Here is a 19,080-nt window from a genome sequence, read left to right as displayed (position 1 = left end):
ATGTGTTAGCCCGTCGCAGGCGACCACGGGGGCCGTCCGCGCCAGCGGAGCAGCACCATGAAAGCGTCAGCACGAACCGTCTCGCACGAGGCGGACGCTCTGGGCCGTTACTTCGCCGTTCGCAGCGCCATGCCGGCGCTGGCGGCGCGCCTGTCGGCCGAGGATCTGGCCGCCCAGTCCATGCCCGACGCCAGCCCCGGCAAATGGCATCTGGCCCATACCAGCTGGTTCTTCGAGGCCATGATCCTGGCGAGTGAGCCGGGCTATGAACCTGTCGATCCGCGCTTCCAGCAGCTGTTCAACTCCTACTATGAGAGCCTCGGTCGTCGGATCGAACGCCCCGAGCGCGGCCTGATGACCCGCCCCTCGCTGGACGAGGTCCTGGCCTACCGCACCGAGATCGACCGCCGCATGGCCGAGCGCATCGAGCACGGCTTCGAGGGCTTGGAGGACTATCTTTTCGTCCTCGGCCTCAACCACGACCAGCAGCATCAGGAGCTCTTCCTGATGGACCTGCTGAACCTCATGTCCAAGTCCCCGCTGGACCCGGCCGCATACGCAGCCGAGCCGCGTCCGGGCGGGCCGCTTCAGCCCGCGCGCGGCGGCCAGACCCGGTTCGAAGGTGGACTGGTCGACATCGGTCATGACGGTCCCGACTTCGCTTTCGACAACGAGGGGCCGCGCCATCGCGAATGGCTGGAGCCCTTCCTGATGGATCATGACCTAGTCACCAACGGCCAGTGGCTCGCCTTCATGGCGGACGGGGGCTATCGCAAGCCCGAGCTCTGGCTGGCCGACGGATGGGCGGTGGTGAAGGCCGAGGGCTGGGACGCGCCCCTCTACTGGCGTCAGGACGACGGCGAATGGACCGTCCTGACCCTGACCGGACGCGCGCAGGTCGATCCCAACGCGCCTGTCCGCCACATCTCGGCCTATGAGGCCGACGCCTACGCCCACTGGGCCGGCAAACGGTTGCCGACCGAGGCGGAGTGGGAGAGCGCGGTGGCGACCGCGCCCGACGTCTTCTCCAACCTGTATGGCGAGGTCTGGCAGCATACGGCCAGCGCCTACGCTCCCTATCCGGGCTTCCAGCCGACCGAGGGCACGGCGTCGGAGTACAACGGGAAATTCATGGCCAATCAGCGGGTTCTGCGCGGCGGCTCCTTCGCCACGCCGACCGGCCACAGCCGCGCCACCTACCGCAACTTCTTCTATCCGCATCAAAGGTGGGCCTTCATGGGCCTGCGTCTCGCCTCCGACGCCCCGGCCGGCGAACGCGCGCGCATCGAGGACCTGGAGACCGCCCGTTTTCGCGCCGAACTGGTCGCGGGCCTGTCGCGGCCCGAGAAGTCGGTCTCGCCGAAATGGTTCTACGACGCCGCCGGATCGGACCTGTTCGAGGACATCACCCGCCTGCCGGAATACTATCCGACGCGTCAGGAGGCCGGTCTTCTGAGGGCCATGGCCCCCGGCCTGACCGAGCATTTCGGCGACGACGCCGTCCTGGTCGAGTTCGGCTCCGGCGCCAGCGAGAAGACCCGCATCCTGCTGGATTCGGCCCCGACGCTTCAGGCCTATGTGCCCATCGACATCAGCCCCGACGCCCTGAAGGCCGCCGCCGCCGGCATCGCCGAAGCCTATCCGCACATGGAGGTGGTCCCCGTCGTCGGCGACTTCGTGAACCTCGCGCCCCTGCCGGAACTGGGACGTGGCCGCCGCGTCGGCTTCTTCCCCGGCTCGACCATCGGCAATCTGGAGCCGGATCAGGCGGTGGCCTTCCTGGCCAATGCGCGCGACCGGCTGGGCTCGTCGTCCCTGTTCATCCTCGGCGTCGACCTGGTGAAGGACCCGGCCGTCCTGGTCGCCGCCTACGACGATGCGCAGGGCGTGACGGCGGCGTTCAACAGGAACCTGCTGGTCCGCGCCAACCGCGAGCTCGGCGCCGACTTCGATCTGGACGCCTTCCAGCATGTCGCGGTCTGGAACGTCGACAAGTCGCGCATGGAGATGCACCTGAAGGCGACACGCGCCATGGAGGTTCACATCGGCGCCGCGGTCATCGCCTTCGCCGAGGGCGAGACGATCCACACCGAAAGCTCCCGGAAATTCACGGAAGCCTCCGTGACCGCGATGGCCGAGGCGGCGGGTTGGCGGGTGGTTTCCTTCCAGCGGAGCCCTGACCCGTCGGTAGCCCTGGTCCTGCTGGCGGCCTGAGCCCCTCCCGCACCTCCACATCCGTGCACCCCAGCGAAGGCTGGGGTCCAGATCACAAACTCAGGCGGCCCGGACGACACACCGGGCCCGCTGATCCGGCCACCGCCTTTTCCATCTGGACCCCAGCCTTCGCTGGGGTGCACGGATGAGGGGCAAGGGTAGGCCAGCGAACGTCAAACAAACTCCCCGAGCTGGCGCCCAAATCCTGATTGGGTCAGTCGTGGCGGGCATCCCCCTCTCTCGAACCTGCCCAAGTTCGCGCTTCCCCTATACTTTCCGATCACGGCTCGCGGGGAGGACGAGCCATCCCGGTTTCGTCCGTTTCGTCCGTTTCGTCCTCTAGCTTTCGTCCGGACGAAACGGACAAAAGAAAAGGCGGCCGGTTCGCACCGGCCGCCTTTCTCTCCCATCCCCGGGACAGACCTATTCGGCCTGACCCGTAAGGTCTTCCGGCCGGCGAGAGCCGTGGGAGGCTTCGCCGCCCTTGCGTCCGGCCTGGGCGGCCAGGCTGCGATCCTGGGAGAAGCTGCGCTTCTCGCTGGGAACGCTGGCGCCGCCCTTGCGGGCGATCTCGCGCTGCCGTTCGGGGTCCATCGAGGCGAAGCCTCGTTTGGAGACCCCGGAGGGACGGTTGGGCTCACCTTGGGCCATGGGAGGCTCCCTTTCGACTTCTAAGCTGGCGGTTGCAGACAAAACCCCAAAGCTCGGCGCCGGTTCCGAACCCGTACGATTTCAACAGTGTGCGAATCAGTCAGCGCCTGGTCTTTCGACTTCTCCGCCGTTGTCGTCTGGCTGCTGTGGGACTTCCTGAGGCGTGCCCGCCGGGTCGATCTCCGGTTGAGGCGAGGGCGTCAGGGGCGGCTGGATTTCGGGCTGGGGCGTGGGGTCGGTCATCGACGATCTTTCCTCTGCGAAGGGGTGTCGCAGACCGGAACCGTCGCGGGCGGCCCGGGTTCAATCGTCGAAGTTCATTAAGCCTGCCTGGAGCCTCCCATGACCGACATCGACCCGACCAACCTCAGCGCCGAAGACATCCTGGACGACGCCGACGAACGTCGGGCCCGTCTCGACCGCGCGGGCGACCGCTGGATGGCCGATGCGGAGGCGAAGAGCTTCGCCCGCGACCAGGGCCTGCGCCAGGCCGTGCGGTCGGATCTCCAGACGGGGCGCGACTGGGCGCGCGAGCGGGCCTTCCTGGCGCGCACCAAGATCGAGGACAAACCCCTGAAGGCCACCGTCTACGCCCTGGGCGTCGGCGTCCTGATCGGTCTTCTGCTGCGGCGTTAAGCCGGCCCAACGGCCGCGCGGGCCAGCGGCCCCGCGGCCACCGCGGCGTCGGAGACGAACGGATTGCTCCGCCGCTCCTCGCCGAAGGTCGAGATCGGCCCATGCCCTGGCACGAAGGTGACGTCGTCGCCCAGCGGCCACAGCTTGGTCACCACCGACCGGATCAGGGCCTCATGGTCGCTGCGGGGGAAGTCGGTGCGCCCCACCGACCCCTTGAACAGGACGTCGCCGACCTGGGCGAACCGGGCGGCGCGGTTGAAGAAGATGACGTGGCCGGGCGTATGGCCCGGGCAGTGCGCCACCTCCCAGGTCGTCTCGCCCAGCGTCAGCGTGTCGCCGTCGTCCAGCCAGCGGGTCGGGACGAAGGTCCGGGCGTCGGGAATGCCCCACCGCTGCCCATGCTCGGGCAGGTCGGCGATCCAGACCTGGTCTTCCGGGTGCGGCCCGACGATCGGTGCGCCCGACTTCTCCTGCATCTCCGCCGCGCCCGCCGCATGATCCAGGTGCCCATGGGTGATCCAGATCTGGTCCAGCGTCAGCCCGCGCCGGGCGATCTCGCCCATGATCTGGTCCACCGATCCGCCCGGGTCGATCACCGCGGCCTTGTTGGTGGCGGTACACCAGACGGTGGTGCAGTTCTGCTGCAGCGGGGTCACCGAAGTGACGAAGACGCCGATGGGGGAGGGGGCCTGGGTCATCGTTCCGACATAGCGATCCGCGAGACGCTGGGAAACCGCCCCCGCGTTGACCTTTTGAGTCCATCTCATCATAAGGGCGGGCTTCGAGGCGCCGCTCCGGATGGGGCGGCCCTTTCTGCTTTCACCATCTTCGCGCGCGTCGATCCGCCGATGCCGCCCCAGAGCGTCAGAACCGTCCCATGCAAGTCGTCCAAAACACCACCGAAGGCCTGAGCCGCGTCATCACCGTGACCGTCCCGGTCGCCGAACTGAACGCCAAGCTGGAAACCCGCCTGGCCGAGATGGCGCCGAAGATGAACCTGAAGGGCTTCCGCCCCGGCAAGGTGCCCGTCGCCCACGTCAAGAAGACCTTCGGCCGCGACATGATGGGCGAGATCGTCAACGACACGATCAACGAGACCAGCCAGGCCGCCCTGGACCAGATCAACGTCCGCCCGGCCGCCCCGGCCGACATGAAGCTGACCTCGGACATGGAAAAGGTCCTGGCCGGCTCGGACGACCTGGCCTACGAAATGTCGCTGGAAGTGATGCCGGACTTCACCCCGGTCGACCCCAAGACCCTGAAACTGGACCGCCCGGTCTACGAAGCCTCGGACGAGGATCTGGACGAGGCGCTGAAGGAACTGGCCAGCCAGGCCAAGTCCTATGAGGACAAGAAGGGCAAGACCGTGAAGGCCGCCGACGGCGACCAGGTCACGATCGACTACCTCGGCAAGCTGGACGGCGTCGCCTTCGACGGCGGCACGGCCGAAGACGCCGACCTGGTCCTGGGTTCGGGCCGCTTCATCCCGGGCTTCGAAGAGCAGCTGGTCGGCGCCAAGATCGGCGACGAGAAGACCATCGAGGTCACCTTCCCCGAGCAATACCAGGCCGCCAACCTGGCCGGTAAGCTGGCCACCTTCGACATCAAGGTGAAGGCCATCAAGGCCGAGGCCGAAGCCAAGATCGACGAAGAGTTCGCCACCCGCCTGGGCCTGGAATCGCTGGACAAGCTGAAGGACCTGCTGCGTCAGAACCTGAACCAGCAATACGCCGGCGCCGCCCGCTTCAAGCTGAAGCGCGCCCTGCTGGACCAACTGGACGGCGCCCACTCGTTCGACCTGCCGCCCAAGATGGTGGACGCCGAGTTCCAGGGCATCTGGCAGCAGGTCGAGGCCGACAAGGCCGCCGGCGCCCTGCCGGAAGAAGACGCCAAGAAGTCGGATGACGAGCTGAAGGCCGAGTACAAGAAGATCGCCGAGCGCCGCGTGCGCCTGGGTCTGGTGCTGGCCGAGATCGGCCGCACCAACAACGTCGGCGTCACCGACCAGGAACTGAACAACGCCATCATGGCCGAGGCCCGCAACTATCCGGGCCAGGAGCGCATGGTGCTGGACTTCTACCGCCAGAACCCCAACGCCGCCGCCCAGATGCGCGCCCCGATCTACGAAGAGAAGGTCGTCGACCTGATCGTCGAACTGGCCAAGGTGACCGACACCAAGATCACCAAGGAAGAGCTGCTCAAGGAAGACGAAGAGGCCTGAGCCTCGGCCGGTCTCCGCTCTCGCGTCTGAACAGCGAGGGCCGCCTTCCACCATCGTTTTGACGCCGGCCGGGTGCCCACCCCGGCCGGCGTCGGCGTTTCCGGCCCTTGGGCGGTGGTCGCGGACCGATCTCGCGTCGCGTCTCGCACGGCGCGAGAGAAAGGCCTCGAAGAGCACGTTGCGTCGTGTTTCGAGAGTTTCACGTCAGGGTTACAGTCCCGACAGAATTCGCCCTCCGAACGCCACATAGGTTCGCTCTATCGGACGGGGCCGCCAACGAGCGGTTTTGGGGGGAGTAACGGATGTCGATGTCTTTGGGTCTGGTCGCCTTGCTGGCGGCGCTGCAAACGGCCCCCGCGCCCTCACAGCCCGCCCAGGACGAAAGCCGTGTCGGCGACATCGTCGTCAACGGCCGTCCGCTGGACGACCTGGTCAACGACTTCGTCTCCGAGATTTCCCGTCCCGCCAGCCGCCGGGGCCTGGCCCGCTGGCACCAGAGGGTCTGCGTCGGGGTGGTCAACCTGCCCGCCGCCCACGCTCAATACATGGCCGACCGTATCTCCGAGGTCGCCGCCGAGGTCGGGCTGCAGCCGGGCGAGCCGGGCTGTTCGCCGCGTGTGATCATCATCGCCACCGACAACGGCGCGGCCCTGGCGACATCGCTGGTGGGCGGCGTCGGCGCCAATTTCAATCTGCGAACCCATCAGACGGACGCCGGCAGCCGGGCCTTGCGCGACTTCCAGGCGTCGGATCGGCCCGTCCGCTGGTGGCACACCAGCCTGCCGGTCGATTCCGAGACGGGCCGGGCGGCGATCCGCCTTCCCGGTGACGACCAGCCGCCCACCGTCAACGTCTTCGCCGCCTCGCGCGTCAACAGCCAGGTTCGCGACGACCTGATCCGGGTCGTCATCATCATCGACGTCGAGAAACTGGGCGACAGCTCGTTCGAGCAGCTGACCGACTATGTCGCCCTGGTGTCCCTGGCCCAGATCGACGCCGACGCCCAGACGCAGGGCTACGACACCATCATGAACCTGTTCAACGGCTCGGGCGCGCCGTCGGGCCTGACGGATTGGGACCTCGGCTATTTGCAGGCGCTGTATGCGACCCACCCGCAGCGGATCAATCCGAACAGCCTGACGCGGTCGGTCGCCTCGGACGTGGCGCGCGGCATCCGGTCCGGACAGACTGCGGCGGAGGACTGAGCCGCATTTGCGATGCGGTCCGGCTTGTATCGCTTGCGCCGGACCGCAATATGAGAGCGGAACCGCGACCGACCTGAGTCGCGGACCCCAGCATTCAGCGAGATCCCATGCGCGACCCGATCGACTACATCTCCAACAACCTTGTCCCGATGGTGGTCGAGCAGTCCAGCCGCGGCGAACGCGCCTTCGACATCTTCTCCCGCCTGCTGCGCGAGCGGATCATCTTCCTGACCGGCCCGTTCGAGGACGGCATGGCCAGCCTGATCTGCGCCCAGCTGCTGTTCCTGGAATCGGAGAACCCGAAGAAGGAAATCAGCATGTACATCAACAGCCCCGGCGGTCAGGTGACCTCGGCGCTCGCGATCTACGACACCATGCAATACATCAAGTCGCCGGTCTCGACGGTGGTCATGGGCATGGCGGCCTCGGCCGGCTCCCTGATCCTGACGGCCGGCGAGGCGGGCCAGCGCATCGCCCTGCCGAACGCGCGCGTCATGGTCCACCAGCCCTCGGGCGGCTTCCGCGGCACGGCCTCGGACATCGAGCGTCACGCCGAGGACATCATCGCCACCAAGCGTCGCCTGAACGAAATCTACGTCCACCACACCGGCCGGACGTATGAGGAAGTCGAGCGTACTCTGGACCGCGACCACTTCATGACCGCGGATGAAGCCAAGGCCTGGGGCATCGTGGACCACGTCTACGACAAGCGCACCGAGGCCGAAGCCGACGGCATCAAGACCGTCTGAGGTCTCGTCTGAAATCGTCAGGCCGGTCGCGGCGCGAGGCGTTGCGACCGGCCCTGACCTTGGCTAGCCTGCCGTTCAACGAACGTGGGTTGGTGTGTCTGAGCCAGAGCAGAGCCCTAAAAGACTGACGAACGTCGCTGGCGTCATCATCTTCTCGGCCGAACAGCAGATCATGTTGCGGATCCCCGAATAGGGCTTCCGCAACCGCGCCTGCGACAATACGACCGCCTGTTTCCACGACGGACTCTCGCTCCAATCCGGTTGGACCTTGAAGACCGCGTTCCACAGGAGGCCTCATGCGCTGGACCGACGACGGATATCGCTATGGCCGGCTGACCCGGTGGCTGCACTGGGCCGTGGCGGGCATTCTGGCCTGGCAGTTCACGGGCATGGCGGTGAAGCTGATCGTCGGTCGCGCTCCCATCACCGCATTCTGGGTCGGCACTCACAAATGGGTCGGTACGGTGCTGATGGTGCTGATCCTGGTCCGCGCCGTCTGGGGCCTGTGGAACATGACGCGTCGGCCGCCGCATCAGCCCGGCCTGATCGGTCTGGCGGCGCTTGCGGGCCATCTGACCCTCTACGCCCTCATGTTGGTCGTCCCGGCTCTGGCCCTGTTGCGCCAGTGGGGCTCGGGCAAGCCGCTGGAGGCGTTCGGCGTGACCCTGATGGAGAAGGGCGGGGCGGAGATCCCTTGGATGACTGCTCCCGCCGATGCGGTTCACGGCCTGCTGGCCTGGGTGCTGTTGGCTGCGATCGTCGGGCATATCGCCATGGTCCTGGTGCATCGCTACGTCTGGAACGACGGGACGACCAAGCGCATGCTGGGCTGACCCGGCCGCGATCTGTGCTATCGAGCCGCCCATGCAACTGACCCAAGAAAAGTCCGGGACCATCGAGGTCGATGGCGAAACCTACGTCTGGGACCTGCGGCGCCAGCCGCGGCCCCTGGGCAACGGCGACTGGGAGGGTATCGCCCTGACGCTCAGGCACTCGGAATTCAAGCGTGAGGCCATCGTCCAGTTCCCGCCGCCGCTGCGTCCCAACGGTCGCCCGGACATGGAGAAGCAGAAGGTCGATCTGGACAAGGTGCGCAACGCCATCACCGCCTCCATCGAAGCCGGCTGGGACCCCGCCTCACGCGGCAAGGCCGTGGCCTTCGACGTGGACGCCCAGGGGCGTTAGGCCCCGTCGTCAACAGGTTTGAAAGCGGGCCGTAATCGGGTCGCGCGGGCGATGCGGATGAACGTCCTAAATTTCGGCTGTGCGCTCCCCGTTGACCGAGGCTTGGTGAATAAATCTAAGGTTGCGGCTTCTACTATTTGTTGTCATGGTCGGACACGTAGTTTGGATAGGAGGGGTTCTTATGAAGAAAGTTATGATTTTCACTATGTTGCTTGCGTTTGGCGTAGCTGCCCCGTCAGCGGCTAACGATTGTTTTGACGGTTGTGTACTGAACTGCGTGAAATTCGGTGGAACTCCTGAAGGATGCGCGGTTGAGTGCATGGATGTCGTTTGTCCGTTTGCCGCCCCGCAAGGTAGCGTAGCGTCGCTGATCTTGTGAGCTAGTACACGACGTTTAAGGTTGGAACCCACCATCGGCGGGACGTGACATGGATTGGACGGCGGCGTTGATGGTGGGGGCCGGCATTCTGTTGGCAGGGCAAGACCGGACGCCGGAGGCGTCCGAAAGCCCGTGGTTGGAGGACGTCGTCGTCACCGGGTCCCTGCCGCGGACCAGGGACGTCGCGGAGCGGTTCGTCGATACCGTGGGGGCTGCACCGACCGCGAGAAAGCTCGCCAGGTGGCGCGACTCCGTCTGCGTCAGCGTGGTCAATGTCAAAGCCACGACGGCCCATGCCTTGGCCGATCACATCGCGACAGTCGCCGCCGGCTACGGCCTGTATCCGGGTGGTCCGGGGTGTTCGCCCGATGTGATCGTGTTCGTCACCGATGACGGCGACGCGACGGCGCGTGGGCTGGTGCGGTCGCGGTCCAGCCTGTTTCGTGTCGGCGGAGCCTCGTCAGTGCAACTGGGCAGCGCCGCGCTCGCGCGGTTTCAATCATCAAACAAGCCGATCCGCTGGTGGCACATCAGCGTCCCCGTGAACGCCGAGACCGGTCTGGCGACCGTCCGCTTTCCTGGCGATCCGCCCTATCCGGTGGACAACGGCATCTCGCGTCCTTCCGATGTCATGGGCGGGGCCAATGTCTTGGGTTCAAGACTTCTGGATCAAACGGATGACGAACTGCGGCGGGTGTTCATAATCGTAGAAGCCGACGCGGTCGCGGGCTTCTCGGGACAGGCGCTCGGCGACTACCTGGCTATGGTCGCTCTGGCTCAGATCGACGCCGAACGGTCGTTTTCTTCGTTCGACAGCGTGCTGAACCTGTTCGATCGGCCGGACCTAGCGGGCTTTTCCGACTGGGACAGAGCCTATCTTGGCGCCCTTTACGATCCCGCGGCCCGGACCGCCGGGTCCGGCGCGCAGTCCGACAGAATGGCGGCCTCGATGATCGACCGCCTGTCGGCGACGGCGGATTAGGACCTTCGCCAGCGCAACGGTTGTCCGGTCGCGCACTGTCTTTAGACGGGTCGCCCGCGGAAGACCCTGAACCCTTTCGTTTCCGCGATCGCCAGCATCTCGGTGTCGCCGGAGGTGTCGCCATAGGCCGCCGCCAGCTTCAGATCGGGTCCGAAGGCTTCGTGCAGGCGCCGCACCTTCTCCTCGCCACGACAGTTGGGGCTGGAGAAGGCGCCGGTGATCCGGTTGTCCGCGTCGAAGGTCAGATGGGTGCCCAGCAGCGCCTCCGCGCCCAGCCTCCGCGCGAACGGGGCCACCGTGATCTCGGGCGAAGCGGTCACGATCACGCGATGGGCGCCTTTGCGACCCCACTCGTCCCAGACCTTCAGCGCGTCCGGTCGCATGAATGTGTCCCAGGCGTGATCGGCGAACCGGGCGGCGTCCGCCTCCAGCTCGGCGCGGGTGACGCCCTTCAGAAACACCTTCACCGAGGCCGCCTTGATCGCCCCCCGGTCGCGGTTCCGCGCATAGGCCGCCGTCGCCTTGGCCATCTTTACCAGGCCCAGGGCCCAGCCTCCGGGCCCCGCCCGCCAGCGCAGGAACTGGGTGAAGCTGTCGCGGATCGTCAGCGTGCCGTCGAAATCGAACGCGACGATCGGCCGCGAAGGATCGACGGACTGGCGAAAGCCCTCCGTGGCGCCCATGTCACCCATTCGCAGTGATCTCCATCCAGCCCGAACAGTCCACGCCCCTAGCGCTTCGCCGACCTTCGGCGGGGTTGTGGCGGGCGTTCGGATGGGTGATTGTCATTTTTTGAATATCTTCGCGTCCATAGTGGTGGAATCAACGCGGGAAAAGCGCGTCCGTCCCACAAAGCGGCGCGAGAGTGAGAAGGGTCTATGACCAAAGCAGCCGGCACCGACGCCAAGTCGACGCTCTATTGCAGCTTCTGCGGCAAGAGCCAGCACGAGGTGCGCAAGCTCATCGCGGGCCCGACCGTGTTCATCTGCGATGAATGCGTCGAGCTGTGCATGGATATCATCCGTGAAGAGCACAAGATCGGCTTCGTGAAGTCCAAGGACGGCGTCCCGACTCCGAAGGAGATCCGTGAGGTCCTGGACGACTACGTCATCGGTCAGAACCACGCCAAGAAGGTGCTCTCGGTTGCGGTCCACAACCACTACAAGCGTCTGAACCACGCGACGAAGAACAACGACGTCGAGCTGGCCAAGTCGAACATCATGCTGATCGGCCCGACGGGCTCCGGCAAGACGCTGCTGGCCCAGACGCTGGCGCGCATCATCGACGTGCCCTTCACCATGGCCGACGCCACCACCCTGACCGAAGCCGGTTATGTGGGCGAGGACGTCGAGAACATCATCCTGAAGCTGCTCCAGGCCTCGGACTACAATGTCGAGCGGGCCCAGCGCGGCATCGTCTACATCGACGAGATCGACAAGATTTCGCGCAAGTCCGACAACCCCTCGATCACCCGCGACGTCTCGGGCGAGGGCGTGCAGCAGGCCCTGCTGAAGATCATGGAAGGCACCGTCGCCTCCGTGCCCCCGCAGGGCGGCCGCAAACATCCGCAGCAGGAGTTCCTGCAGGTCGACACCGCCAACATCCTCTTCATCGTGGGCGGCGCCTTCGCCGGTCTGGAGAAGGTGATCTCGGCGCGCGGCGAGGGGGCCTCGATCGGCTTCGGCGCCAAGGTCAAGAACGTGGACGAACGCCGCACCGGCGACATCCTGAAGAACGTCGAGCCCGACGACCTGATGCGCTTCGGCCTGATCCCGGAGTTCATCGGCCGTCTGCCGGTCCTGGCGACGCTGGAAGATCTGGACGAAGCGGCCCTGGTCACCATCCTGACCGAGCCGAAGAACGCCCTGGTCAAGCAATACAAGCGTCTGTTCGAGATGGAGAACGTCAACCTGACCTTCACCGACGACGCCCTGATGGCCGTCGCCAAGAAGGCCATCACGCGCAAGACCGGCGCCCGCGGCCTGCGGTCCATCCTGGAAGGCATCCTGCTGGAAACGATGTTCGAACTGCCCACCTTCGAGGGCGTCGAGGAAGTCGTCGTCAACGCCGAGGTCATCGACGGCAAGGCCCAGCCCCTGCTGATCTATGCCGAGAAGAAGAAGGCCGCCGACGGCGCCGCCTAAGCGGACCTGACGCGCAAAAGAACAGGGGCGGGACCATCGCGGTCCCGCCCCTTTTTCTTTGCCCGAGAGCCGATCAGTGCGTGCCGGGTGGCTTGGGATGCAGGTTGGTCGCTTCAGCCTCGGCCTGGGCGTTGTCTCGGCTCTGGTCACTGACCCCACTGGCGCTCGCACCCGTGGGGCTGGCCGAGCTGGAGCCTGCCGCTCCCATGGTCTCGGAGCCTGAACCGTGCTCTCCCGCCGCCGAAGCGCCGCCGGAAGCGCCCGACGCGCTGGTCGAGGCGTTGGAGCCTGCGTCGCCGGCCGATGCAGCTTCCGCGCTGGTCGCGGCGGCGTCGTCCACGGCCGGGGCGGTCTCGGCGTCGCGGTTGCAGGCGGCCAGGGCCAGGACGGACGCGGCCGCCGCCAGGGTGATGATCTTGTTCAAGGAAGCCTCCCAATCGTTGTTATGTGGCGATGGGAACGGCCACGGTTGGCTTCGGTTGCCGAATACGGATGATCTTGCGGCGCGGCGGCCACAGGGCGCGGTCCGGGTCTGATCCACGGTGAAGCCTCGGTGCAGAACGGTTCGACCCTCAAACATCGGCAAGGCCAACCGGATCGTGCAGCTTGGCCGCGATGCAACGGGACTGTGTATCGTCCAGCCGCACCGCTTGAACCGACGGGTGCAGGGGCCACATACTCACATGAACGCCGTCGGAATCGACGGGCCTCATCAGGGTGTCGCTGCATATCGCGGGGCGTCCGGTGGGGCGGGCCGGAGATGATCGAAGGTCCAGGAGCGCATTATGACTGAGAGTAAAATTCTGCCCGTCCTGCCTTTGCGGGACATCGTCGTCTTCCCCCACATGGTCGTGCCGCTCTTCGTAGGGCGCGAGAAATCCGTGCGGGCCCTCGACGAGATCATGAAGGGTGAGAAGCAGATCCTGCTGGCCACCCAGAAGAACAGCGTCGACGACGATCCGTCGCCGGACGCCATCTATCCGGTCGGCGTGCTGGCCACCGTCCTGCAACTGCTGAAACTGCCCGACGGCACCGTGAAGGTCCTGGTCGAAGGCAAGGGCCGCGCCCGCCTGACCCGCTTCACCGACCGCGAGGAGTATTTCGAGGCCGAGGCCGTCGAGATCGAGGACGAACAGGGCGAGCCTTCGCAGGCCGAGGCCCTGCTGCGCGCCGTGGTCGAGCAGTTCGAGAGCTATGTGAAGCTGAACAAGAAGGTCCCGCCCGAGGCCCTCAGCTCCATCCCCCAGATCACCGACGCGTCGAAGCTGGCCGACAGCGTCGCCGCCCATCTGTCGGTCAAGATCGCCGACAAGCAGGGTCTCTTGGAAACCATCGCCGTGCCGCAGCGGCTGGAGAAGGTCTACGGCCTGATGGAGGGCGAAATCTCCGTCCTGCAGGTCGAGAAGAAGATCCGCTCGCGCGTGAAGCGCCAGATGGAGAAGACCCAGCGCGAATATTATCTGAACGAGCAGATGAAGGCGATCCAGCGCGAGCTGGGCGAGACCGACGACGCTCGCGACGAGATCATGGAGCTGGAGAAGCGCATCCGTAAGACGCGCCTGTCCAAGGAAGCCCGCACCAAGGCCGAGGCCGAGGTGAAGAAGCTGCGCAACATGAGCCCGATGTCGGCCGAGTCGACCGTGGTCCGGAACTACCTCGACTGGCTGCTGTCGATCCCGTGGGGCAAGTCCAAGCAGAAGCCCATCGACCTCAACAAGGCCGAGGACATCCTCGAGGAGGATCACTACGGCCTGGAGCAGGTCAAGGAACGGATCATCGAGTATCTGGCGGTGCAGGCGCGCACCAACAGCCTCAAGGGCCCGATCCTGTGCCTCGTCGGTCCTCCGGGCGTCGGCAAGACCTCGCTGGCCAAGTCCATCGCCAAGGCGACCGGGCGTGAATACGTCCGCATGTCGCTCGGCGGCATGCGCGACGAGGCCGAGATCCGCGGTCACCGTCGGACCTACATCGGCTCGATGCCGGGCAAGATCATCCAGTCGATGAAGAAGGTGAAGACCACCAACGCCTTCATCCTGCTGGACGAGATCGACAAGCTGGGCGCCGACTGGCGGGGTGACCCGTCGTCGGCCCTGCTGGAGGTGCTGGACCCGGCGCAGAACAACTCGTTCGGCGACCACTACCTCGAGGTCGACTACGACCTGTCCAACGTCATGTTCGTCACCACAGCCAACAGCCTGAACATGCCTCAGCCCCTGATGGACCGGATGGAGATCATCCGGGTCAGCGGCTACACCGAGGACGAGAAGGTCGAGATCGCCAAGCGTCACGTCCTGCCCAAGGTCACCAAGGACAATGGCCTGACGCCGGCCGAGTTCACCGTGCCCGACGATCAGATCCGCAACCTGATCCGCTATTACACCCGCGAAGCCGGCGTGCGGTCGCTGGAGCGGGCTCTGGGCGGTCTGGCCCGCAAGGCCGTGCGCGAAATGGCCAAGCAGAACCTGCTGTCGATCACCATCGACGACGCCAAGCTGGCCGAATACGCGGGCGTGAAGAAGTTCCGCTACGGCGAGACGGACGAGGAGGATCAGGTCGGCATCGTCACCGGCCTGGCCTGGACCGAGTTCGGCGGCGACATCCTGACCATCGAGGCGATCAAGATGCCGGGTCGTGGTCGCATGACCATCACCGGCAACCTGAAGGACGTGATGAAGGAGTCGATCTCCGCCGCCGCGTCCTACGTCCGCAGCCGTTCGCTCAGCTTCGGCGTCAAGCCGCCGGTGTTCGAGAAGACCGACATCCACGTCCACGTGCCGGACGGCGCCACGCCCAAGGACGGTCCGTCCGCCGGCGTCGCCATGACGGTGGCCATGGTCTCGGTCCTGACCGGCATCCCGATCCGCAAGGACATCGCCATGACCGGCGAGATCACCCTGCGCGGTCGCGTGACGGCCATCGGCGGCCTGAAGGAGAAGCTGCTCGCCGCCCTGCGCTCCGGCGTGAAGACCGTGCTGATCCCGCAGGAGAACGAGAAGGACCTCGCCGACGTGCCCGACAATGTGAAGGGCGCGCTGGAGATCGTCCCGATCTCGACGGCCGACGAGGCCCTGAAATGGGCCCTGACCGGCACCCCGACCCCGGTGGAGTGGGACGAGGTGGCCGAGCCTCTGACGCCCACCCCGCCGCCGGCGGCCGGCGACGGCGCCGCGGTCGTCCGCCACTAAGACAGAAAGGCCGCCGGATCGCTCCGGCGGCCTTTTTGTTGTCCGTGGTAGGCGGCGACGGGTTCGAACCGCCGACCCTCTCGGTGTAAACGAGATGCTCTGACCAGCTGAGCTAGCCGCCCATGCCACAGGGGACTAACTGCCCGGCGAAGGCTCCGGGTTCAACTGCCGGGGACAAAAAAGGCCGCCGGATCGCTCCGGCGGCCTTTGTCTTGATCGATCCGCCCCGATCAGAACCGGAAGCTGGCCCGCAGCAGCAGGGTGTAGCGGATATAGTCCTCGATCTTCTCGACGTCGGCGCTGATCGCGATCTTGCCCAGGTCGTTGCCGACGCTGAGGTTGAAGCCGGCGATGGGGCCGCCGCCTTTGATCGATTGCGGCGTCAGGGTGAACTGCGAGCCGCCCGAAGCGAAGCGGGCGATGGTCTCGCCCGGATCGACCGAGAAGTTCTGACGCCAGCCCAGGCGGACCTCGGGCCGGATCCAGCCGTTCTCGCCGAAGCCGTAGCCGATGTTGACCGCCGCCACGCCGGAGAAGATGTGGCCCTGGCGATCCTCGATCTCGAGGTTGAAGCCCGGTTCCTGGCCTTCCTCGGTGCGGCCGTCTTCGTTGAGCGAGAAGTACTCGGCATAGACCTCGGGACGAAGGCTCAGACGGCCGAAATTGGCCTCATAGGCTGCCCCGCCGCCCAGCGACAGCGTGAAGCCGTTCCAGCTGGAGGTATTGATGAGGTTGATGTTCTCGGTCACCAGCTGGCGCGTCGCATCGAAGGTGGCGTAGCCGCCCGCCGCCCGCGCCCAGGTGCTCCAGGCCTGTCCATGCGCGCGCCAGTAGAGGCCCAGTTCGACCAGGTTGGCCGACAGGATTTCCTCGGCCTCGGCCTCCGGATCCTCGATGTCCGACGAGGTGAAGGCCAGGGACACGCCGACGGCGCCCAGGCCCGTGCCGCGCTCGATGCCGCCCGCGACGCCGAAGCCTTCCGAACGGAAGCCGTAGGTGTCGGTCTTGTCCTTGTCGGCGTAGAAATTGATTTCCTGCAGCCAGGCCGAGGTCTCGCCCGGCTCGACCGTGGCGTTACGGCCGCTCAGGGCGCGGGTGACCGCGTCGACGCCCGAGGCCAGCGAGAGCAGGGGGCCGCCCGAGTGGTCGGGCAGCAGCTGCTCGTACAGGTCGATGAAGCCGTCGCGGCCCGTCTGCGACAGGAAGGCGTTCCGCAGGGCCGTGCTGGTGCTCAGCGAGCCGTAGAACGAATCGAACATCTGGGATTCGACGGCGTTCAGGTTGGCCTCGGCTGCCGTGCGGCGACGGGCGTCGATATAGACGTCGCCGGCGGCCACGTCCGCTCCCGCGCTGACCACATAGAGGTAGGGCGAGTTGGCCTGGACGGCAGCCTGATTGATCGTGCCGATGGTCAGGCTGTTGCCGTCGATGACGGTGAACCGCTGCGGGCTGGTCAGCAGGGAGTTGAACCGGACGCCGAGGTTCGCGCCCTGGGCCATGTTGACCGCGCCGTTGACGCGGAAGCCGGCGTTGTTCCCGGCGGCGGGATCGATGGTGACGACCAGGTTGCCGGCCGCGCCGACGTTCAGGCTGGTGATGTTCGTGCGCGTGGTCTGGCGCGCGTCCAGGGTGCCGTTCGCGACATTGATGTCCAGAAGGCCGTCGCTGTCGGTGACCGCGCCGGTCAGCACGCCGCCGCCGGAGATGTTCAGACGGTCCGCGCCGGCGCCGAACGACACGTCGCCGGTGATCGTGCCGTTCTCCAGGTTCAGCGTGTCGGCGCCGGAGCCGAACTTGATCGCGCCGACCAGCATCGGCTCCTTGGAATCGGGCACGCCGTCGCCGTCCGTATCGGGATCGGTGGCCGTGGGCGTGCTGGCGATGCCGTACTGACGGAAGGTCACGCCCGTGGTGTTGGCCGAGACGTCGATGGCCGTGACCGTGCCGGTGACCGGATCGCCGGCGTCGTTCGGGGCCAGGACCGCCTGAAGCACGCCGGCGTTCCGGATGGAGGTCAGGGTGCCCGACAGATCTCGGATCGTGGTGACGTTGGAGATGCCGCCGCCGGCCGTGGCCAGGATGATGCCGCTGTTGAAGAAGCTCGGCAGATTGGCGCCCGCCCCGATCGTGATGGCGGTCGAGTCGGCGTTGGGTTTGACCGAGGACACGCCGGCCGTGATCGTTCCGGTGTTGTCGAACCGGGGCGTGGTCACGCCCGCGCCGATCGACACGGCCGTGGCCCCGCCGTTGCGTCCCAGGGCGCTGATGCTGCCCTCGTTGCGCACGCCGCCCGCGATGTTGACCGTCTGACCGCCCGCGACGCCCAGTTGCATGCCGCGCGCCGTGACGCCGTCGAAGACGCCGTCGGCGTTGACGCTGCCCCTGTTGATCAGGCCGTAGCTGGTCGTTTCGGTCGTTCCGGCGACGCCCAGGGTGATGCCGCGCGTGGCCGAGCCGACCGTCAGGGCCGCCGCTCCGCCGAAGCTGTTGAGGACCAGATTGCCTTCGCTGGCGTCGGCGATGCCGTCGCCGTCCTCGTCGGTCGTGGTCGGGTCGGTCGAGACGTCGGTGATCAGGTCGGCCGGCCGCACGTCCAGCACCACGCCCCCGCCGATGTTGCCGCCGATCACGACGGTCGATCCGCCCTGGAGCAGGTCGTCGGCGTCCAGCAGGGCCAGGGCCGCGTCGCTCGGGCGCGAGGTGTAGCGATAGCCGGTCGCGGACATCTCGCCCTGCAGCGTCAGACGACCGCCGACATCGCCCTGGACGTTCACAGCGTTGGCGCCTTCGCCCAGCGCGGTGATGGGGCCGCCCAGGTTGACGGAGCCCGAGACGTTGCCCGTCTGGGAATAGGCGACGGCGTTGTCGCCGACCGCGCGCAGGGTGCCGAAGCTGGTGACATTGCCCGTCAGCCCGCGCTCGATCGAGACGGCGCGCGAGTTGGCGCCCTCGGCCAGGATGGCGCCGCTGCTTTCGATCAGCACATTGCCGGTCAGGGGCGTGCCGCCGACCAGGCGCACGCCGTAGCGGTCGGAACCCGAGGCGAACGGGCCGTCCAGGTCGCCGTCGTTGTCGGTGTCGGTGTAGCTGTCGATGTTGTCGGTGACCGTGATCGTGCCGCCGATGGTGACATTGCCCGTGGTCGCGCCCGGGCCGACCAGAATTCCGGTCGATCCGTTGGCCGAGCTGGCCATGGTGATGTTGGAGCCGTTGTCCAGATCGACGCTGTTGTTCGAATCGACCGTGATTGCCGCACCGGTGTTCACGGCGATCGAGCCGCCCGTGGCCAGGCGGATGTCGTCGCGCGCCGTGCCGGTCGCGGTGGAGGTGACGATGGGCGTCGTTCGCGCGGTCGAAATGACGACCTCGGCGTGTGCGCCCGCTGCCGCCATGAGAGGGGCAAGCGCCACCGCGGTCGCAACCAGTCTACGCATTCGGAAAATCACCCCAAGTGGACACGCGCACGGGCGCCGCGCGCCTTCTAACAGGGGCTTCGCGACCTGTCTCAAGTTTCGCGAATTTGAGGCGA

15 protein-coding genes and 1 tRNA gene are annotated in these 19,080 nt (G+C 66.4%); 10 read left to right on the top strand and 6 right to left on the bottom strand.

From position 1 onward, the window contains the following. The first annotated feature begins 57 nt into the window (after nt 1-57). Complete coding sequence (egtB, locus tag ACETK8_RS14215) at nt 58-2,214, top strand: ergothioneine biosynthesis protein EgtB (RefSeq protein WP_374036489.1); 2,157 nt, start codon at nt 58-60, stop codon at nt 2,212-2,214. A 423-nt stretch (nt 2,215-2,637) separates the two neighbouring features. Here egtB and ACETK8_RS14210 read toward each other — a convergent pair whose 3' ends face one another. After that, on the bottom strand, nt 2,638-2,865 hold the full coding sequence (locus tag ACETK8_RS14210; RefSeq protein WP_374036488.1) for a general stress protein: 228 nt from the start codon (nt 2,863-2,865) through the stop codon (nt 2,638-2,640). A 342-nt stretch (nt 2,866-3,207) separates the two neighbouring features. Between ACETK8_RS14210 and ACETK8_RS14205 the strand changes: the two genes are divergently transcribed. Next, a complete protein-coding gene (locus ACETK8_RS14205; RefSeq protein WP_374036487.1) occupies nt 3,208-3,501 on the top strand; it encodes a hypothetical protein in 294 nt (97 codons plus the stop codon). On the opposite strand, the gene ACETK8_RS14200 is transcribed toward ACETK8_RS14205, so the two are convergent. After that, entirely contained in the window at nt 3,498-4,199 is a 702-nt protein-coding gene (locus tag ACETK8_RS14200) for an MBL fold metallo-hydrolase (RefSeq protein ID WP_374036486.1), read from the bottom strand. The genes ACETK8_RS14205 and ACETK8_RS14200 overlap by 4 nt on opposite strands. Nucleotides 4,200-4,378: 179 nt before the next feature. Here ACETK8_RS14200 and tig point away from each other — a divergent pair, with 179 nt between their 5' ends. The 6 genes from tig (at nt 4,379) to ACETK8_RS14170 (ending at nt 10,222) form a co-directional block, all read left to right on the top strand. Continuing rightward, on the top strand, nt 4,379-5,722 hold the full coding sequence (gene tig, locus ACETK8_RS14195) for a trigger factor (RefSeq protein ID WP_374036485.1): 1,344 nt from the start codon (nt 4,379-4,381) through the stop codon (nt 5,720-5,722). Between the two features lie 302 nt (nt 5,723-6,024). Continuing rightward, nucleotides 6,025-6,927, top strand: a complete 903-nt coding sequence (locus ACETK8_RS14190; RefSeq protein ID WP_374036484.1) for a hypothetical protein — start codon at nt 6,025-6,027, stop codon at nt 6,925-6,927. Nucleotides 6,928-7,034: 107 nt separating this feature from the next. Beyond that, entirely contained in the window at nt 7,035-7,676 is a 642-nt protein-coding gene (locus ACETK8_RS14185) for an ATP-dependent Clp protease proteolytic subunit (protein WP_374036483.1), read from the top strand. A gap of 296 nt (nt 7,677-7,972) precedes the next feature. Continuing rightward, nucleotides 7,973-8,509 carry a cytochrome b gene (locus ACETK8_RS14180; RefSeq protein ID WP_374036482.1) on the top strand — a complete coding sequence of 179 codons (537 nt, stop codon included), beginning with the start codon at nt 7,973-7,975 and terminating at the stop codon, nt 8,507-8,509. Nucleotides 8,510-8,540: 31 nt separating this feature from the next. Next, nucleotides 8,541-8,861 carry a hypothetical protein gene (locus ACETK8_RS14175; RefSeq protein WP_374036481.1) on the top strand — a complete coding sequence of 107 codons (321 nt, stop codon included), beginning with the start codon at nt 8,541-8,543 and terminating at the stop codon, nt 8,859-8,861. Nucleotides 8,862-9,310: 449 nt separating this feature from the next. Next, nucleotides 9,311-10,222 (top strand): hypothetical protein, encoded by a 912-nt coding sequence (locus ACETK8_RS14170; RefSeq protein WP_374036480.1) that lies wholly within the window; start codon nt 9,311-9,313, stop codon nt 10,220-10,222. A gap of 41 nt (nt 10,223-10,263) precedes the next feature. Here ACETK8_RS14170 and ACETK8_RS14165 read toward each other — a convergent pair whose 3' ends face one another. Further along, entirely contained in the window at nt 10,264-10,914 is a 651-nt protein-coding gene (locus ACETK8_RS14165) for an HAD-IB family hydrolase (protein ID WP_374036479.1), read from the bottom strand. Between the two features lie 186 nt (nt 10,915-11,100). Here ACETK8_RS14165 and clpX point away from each other — a divergent pair, with 186 nt between their 5' ends. Then, nucleotides 11,101-12,366: an ATP-dependent Clp protease ATP-binding subunit ClpX gene (gene clpX / locus ACETK8_RS14160; protein ID WP_374036478.1), complete on the top strand. Its 1,266-nt coding sequence runs from the start codon at nt 11,101-11,103 to the stop codon at nt 12,364-12,366. A 73-nt stretch (nt 12,367-12,439) separates the two neighbouring features. On the opposite strand, the gene ACETK8_RS14155 is transcribed toward clpX, so the two are convergent. Next, entirely contained in the window at nt 12,440-12,790 is a 351-nt protein-coding gene (locus ACETK8_RS14155; protein ID WP_374036477.1) for a hypothetical protein, read from the bottom strand. 361 nt (nt 12,791-13,151) lie between these two features. On the opposite strand from ACETK8_RS14155, the gene lon reads away from it, so the two are divergent. Further along, nucleotides 13,152-15,551 (top strand): endopeptidase La, encoded by a 2,400-nt coding sequence (gene lon / locus ACETK8_RS14150; protein WP_374036476.1) that lies wholly within the window; start codon nt 13,152-13,154, stop codon nt 15,549-15,551. Between the two features lie 45 nt (nt 15,552-15,596). On the opposite strand, the gene ACETK8_RS14145 is transcribed toward lon, so the two are convergent. Then, nucleotides 15,597-15,673: transfer RNA gene (locus ACETK8_RS14145), tRNA-Val, on the bottom strand. A 108-nt stretch (nt 15,674-15,781) separates the two neighbouring features. After that, nucleotides 15,782-18,985 (bottom strand): autotransporter outer membrane beta-barrel domain-containing protein, encoded by a 3,204-nt coding sequence (locus ACETK8_RS14140; RefSeq protein ID WP_374036475.1) that lies wholly within the window; start codon nt 18,983-18,985, stop codon nt 15,782-15,784. Nucleotides 18,986-19,080 lie beyond the last annotated feature (95 nt).

Source organism: Brevundimonas staleyi, assembly GCF_041893865.1.
GTDB lineage: Bacteria > Pseudomonadota > Alphaproteobacteria > Caulobacterales > Caulobacteraceae > Brevundimonas > Brevundimonas staleyi.
The sequence above is the reverse complement of the archived record's forward strand: the minus strand, read 5'-3'. Positions and strand labels throughout refer to the sequence as shown.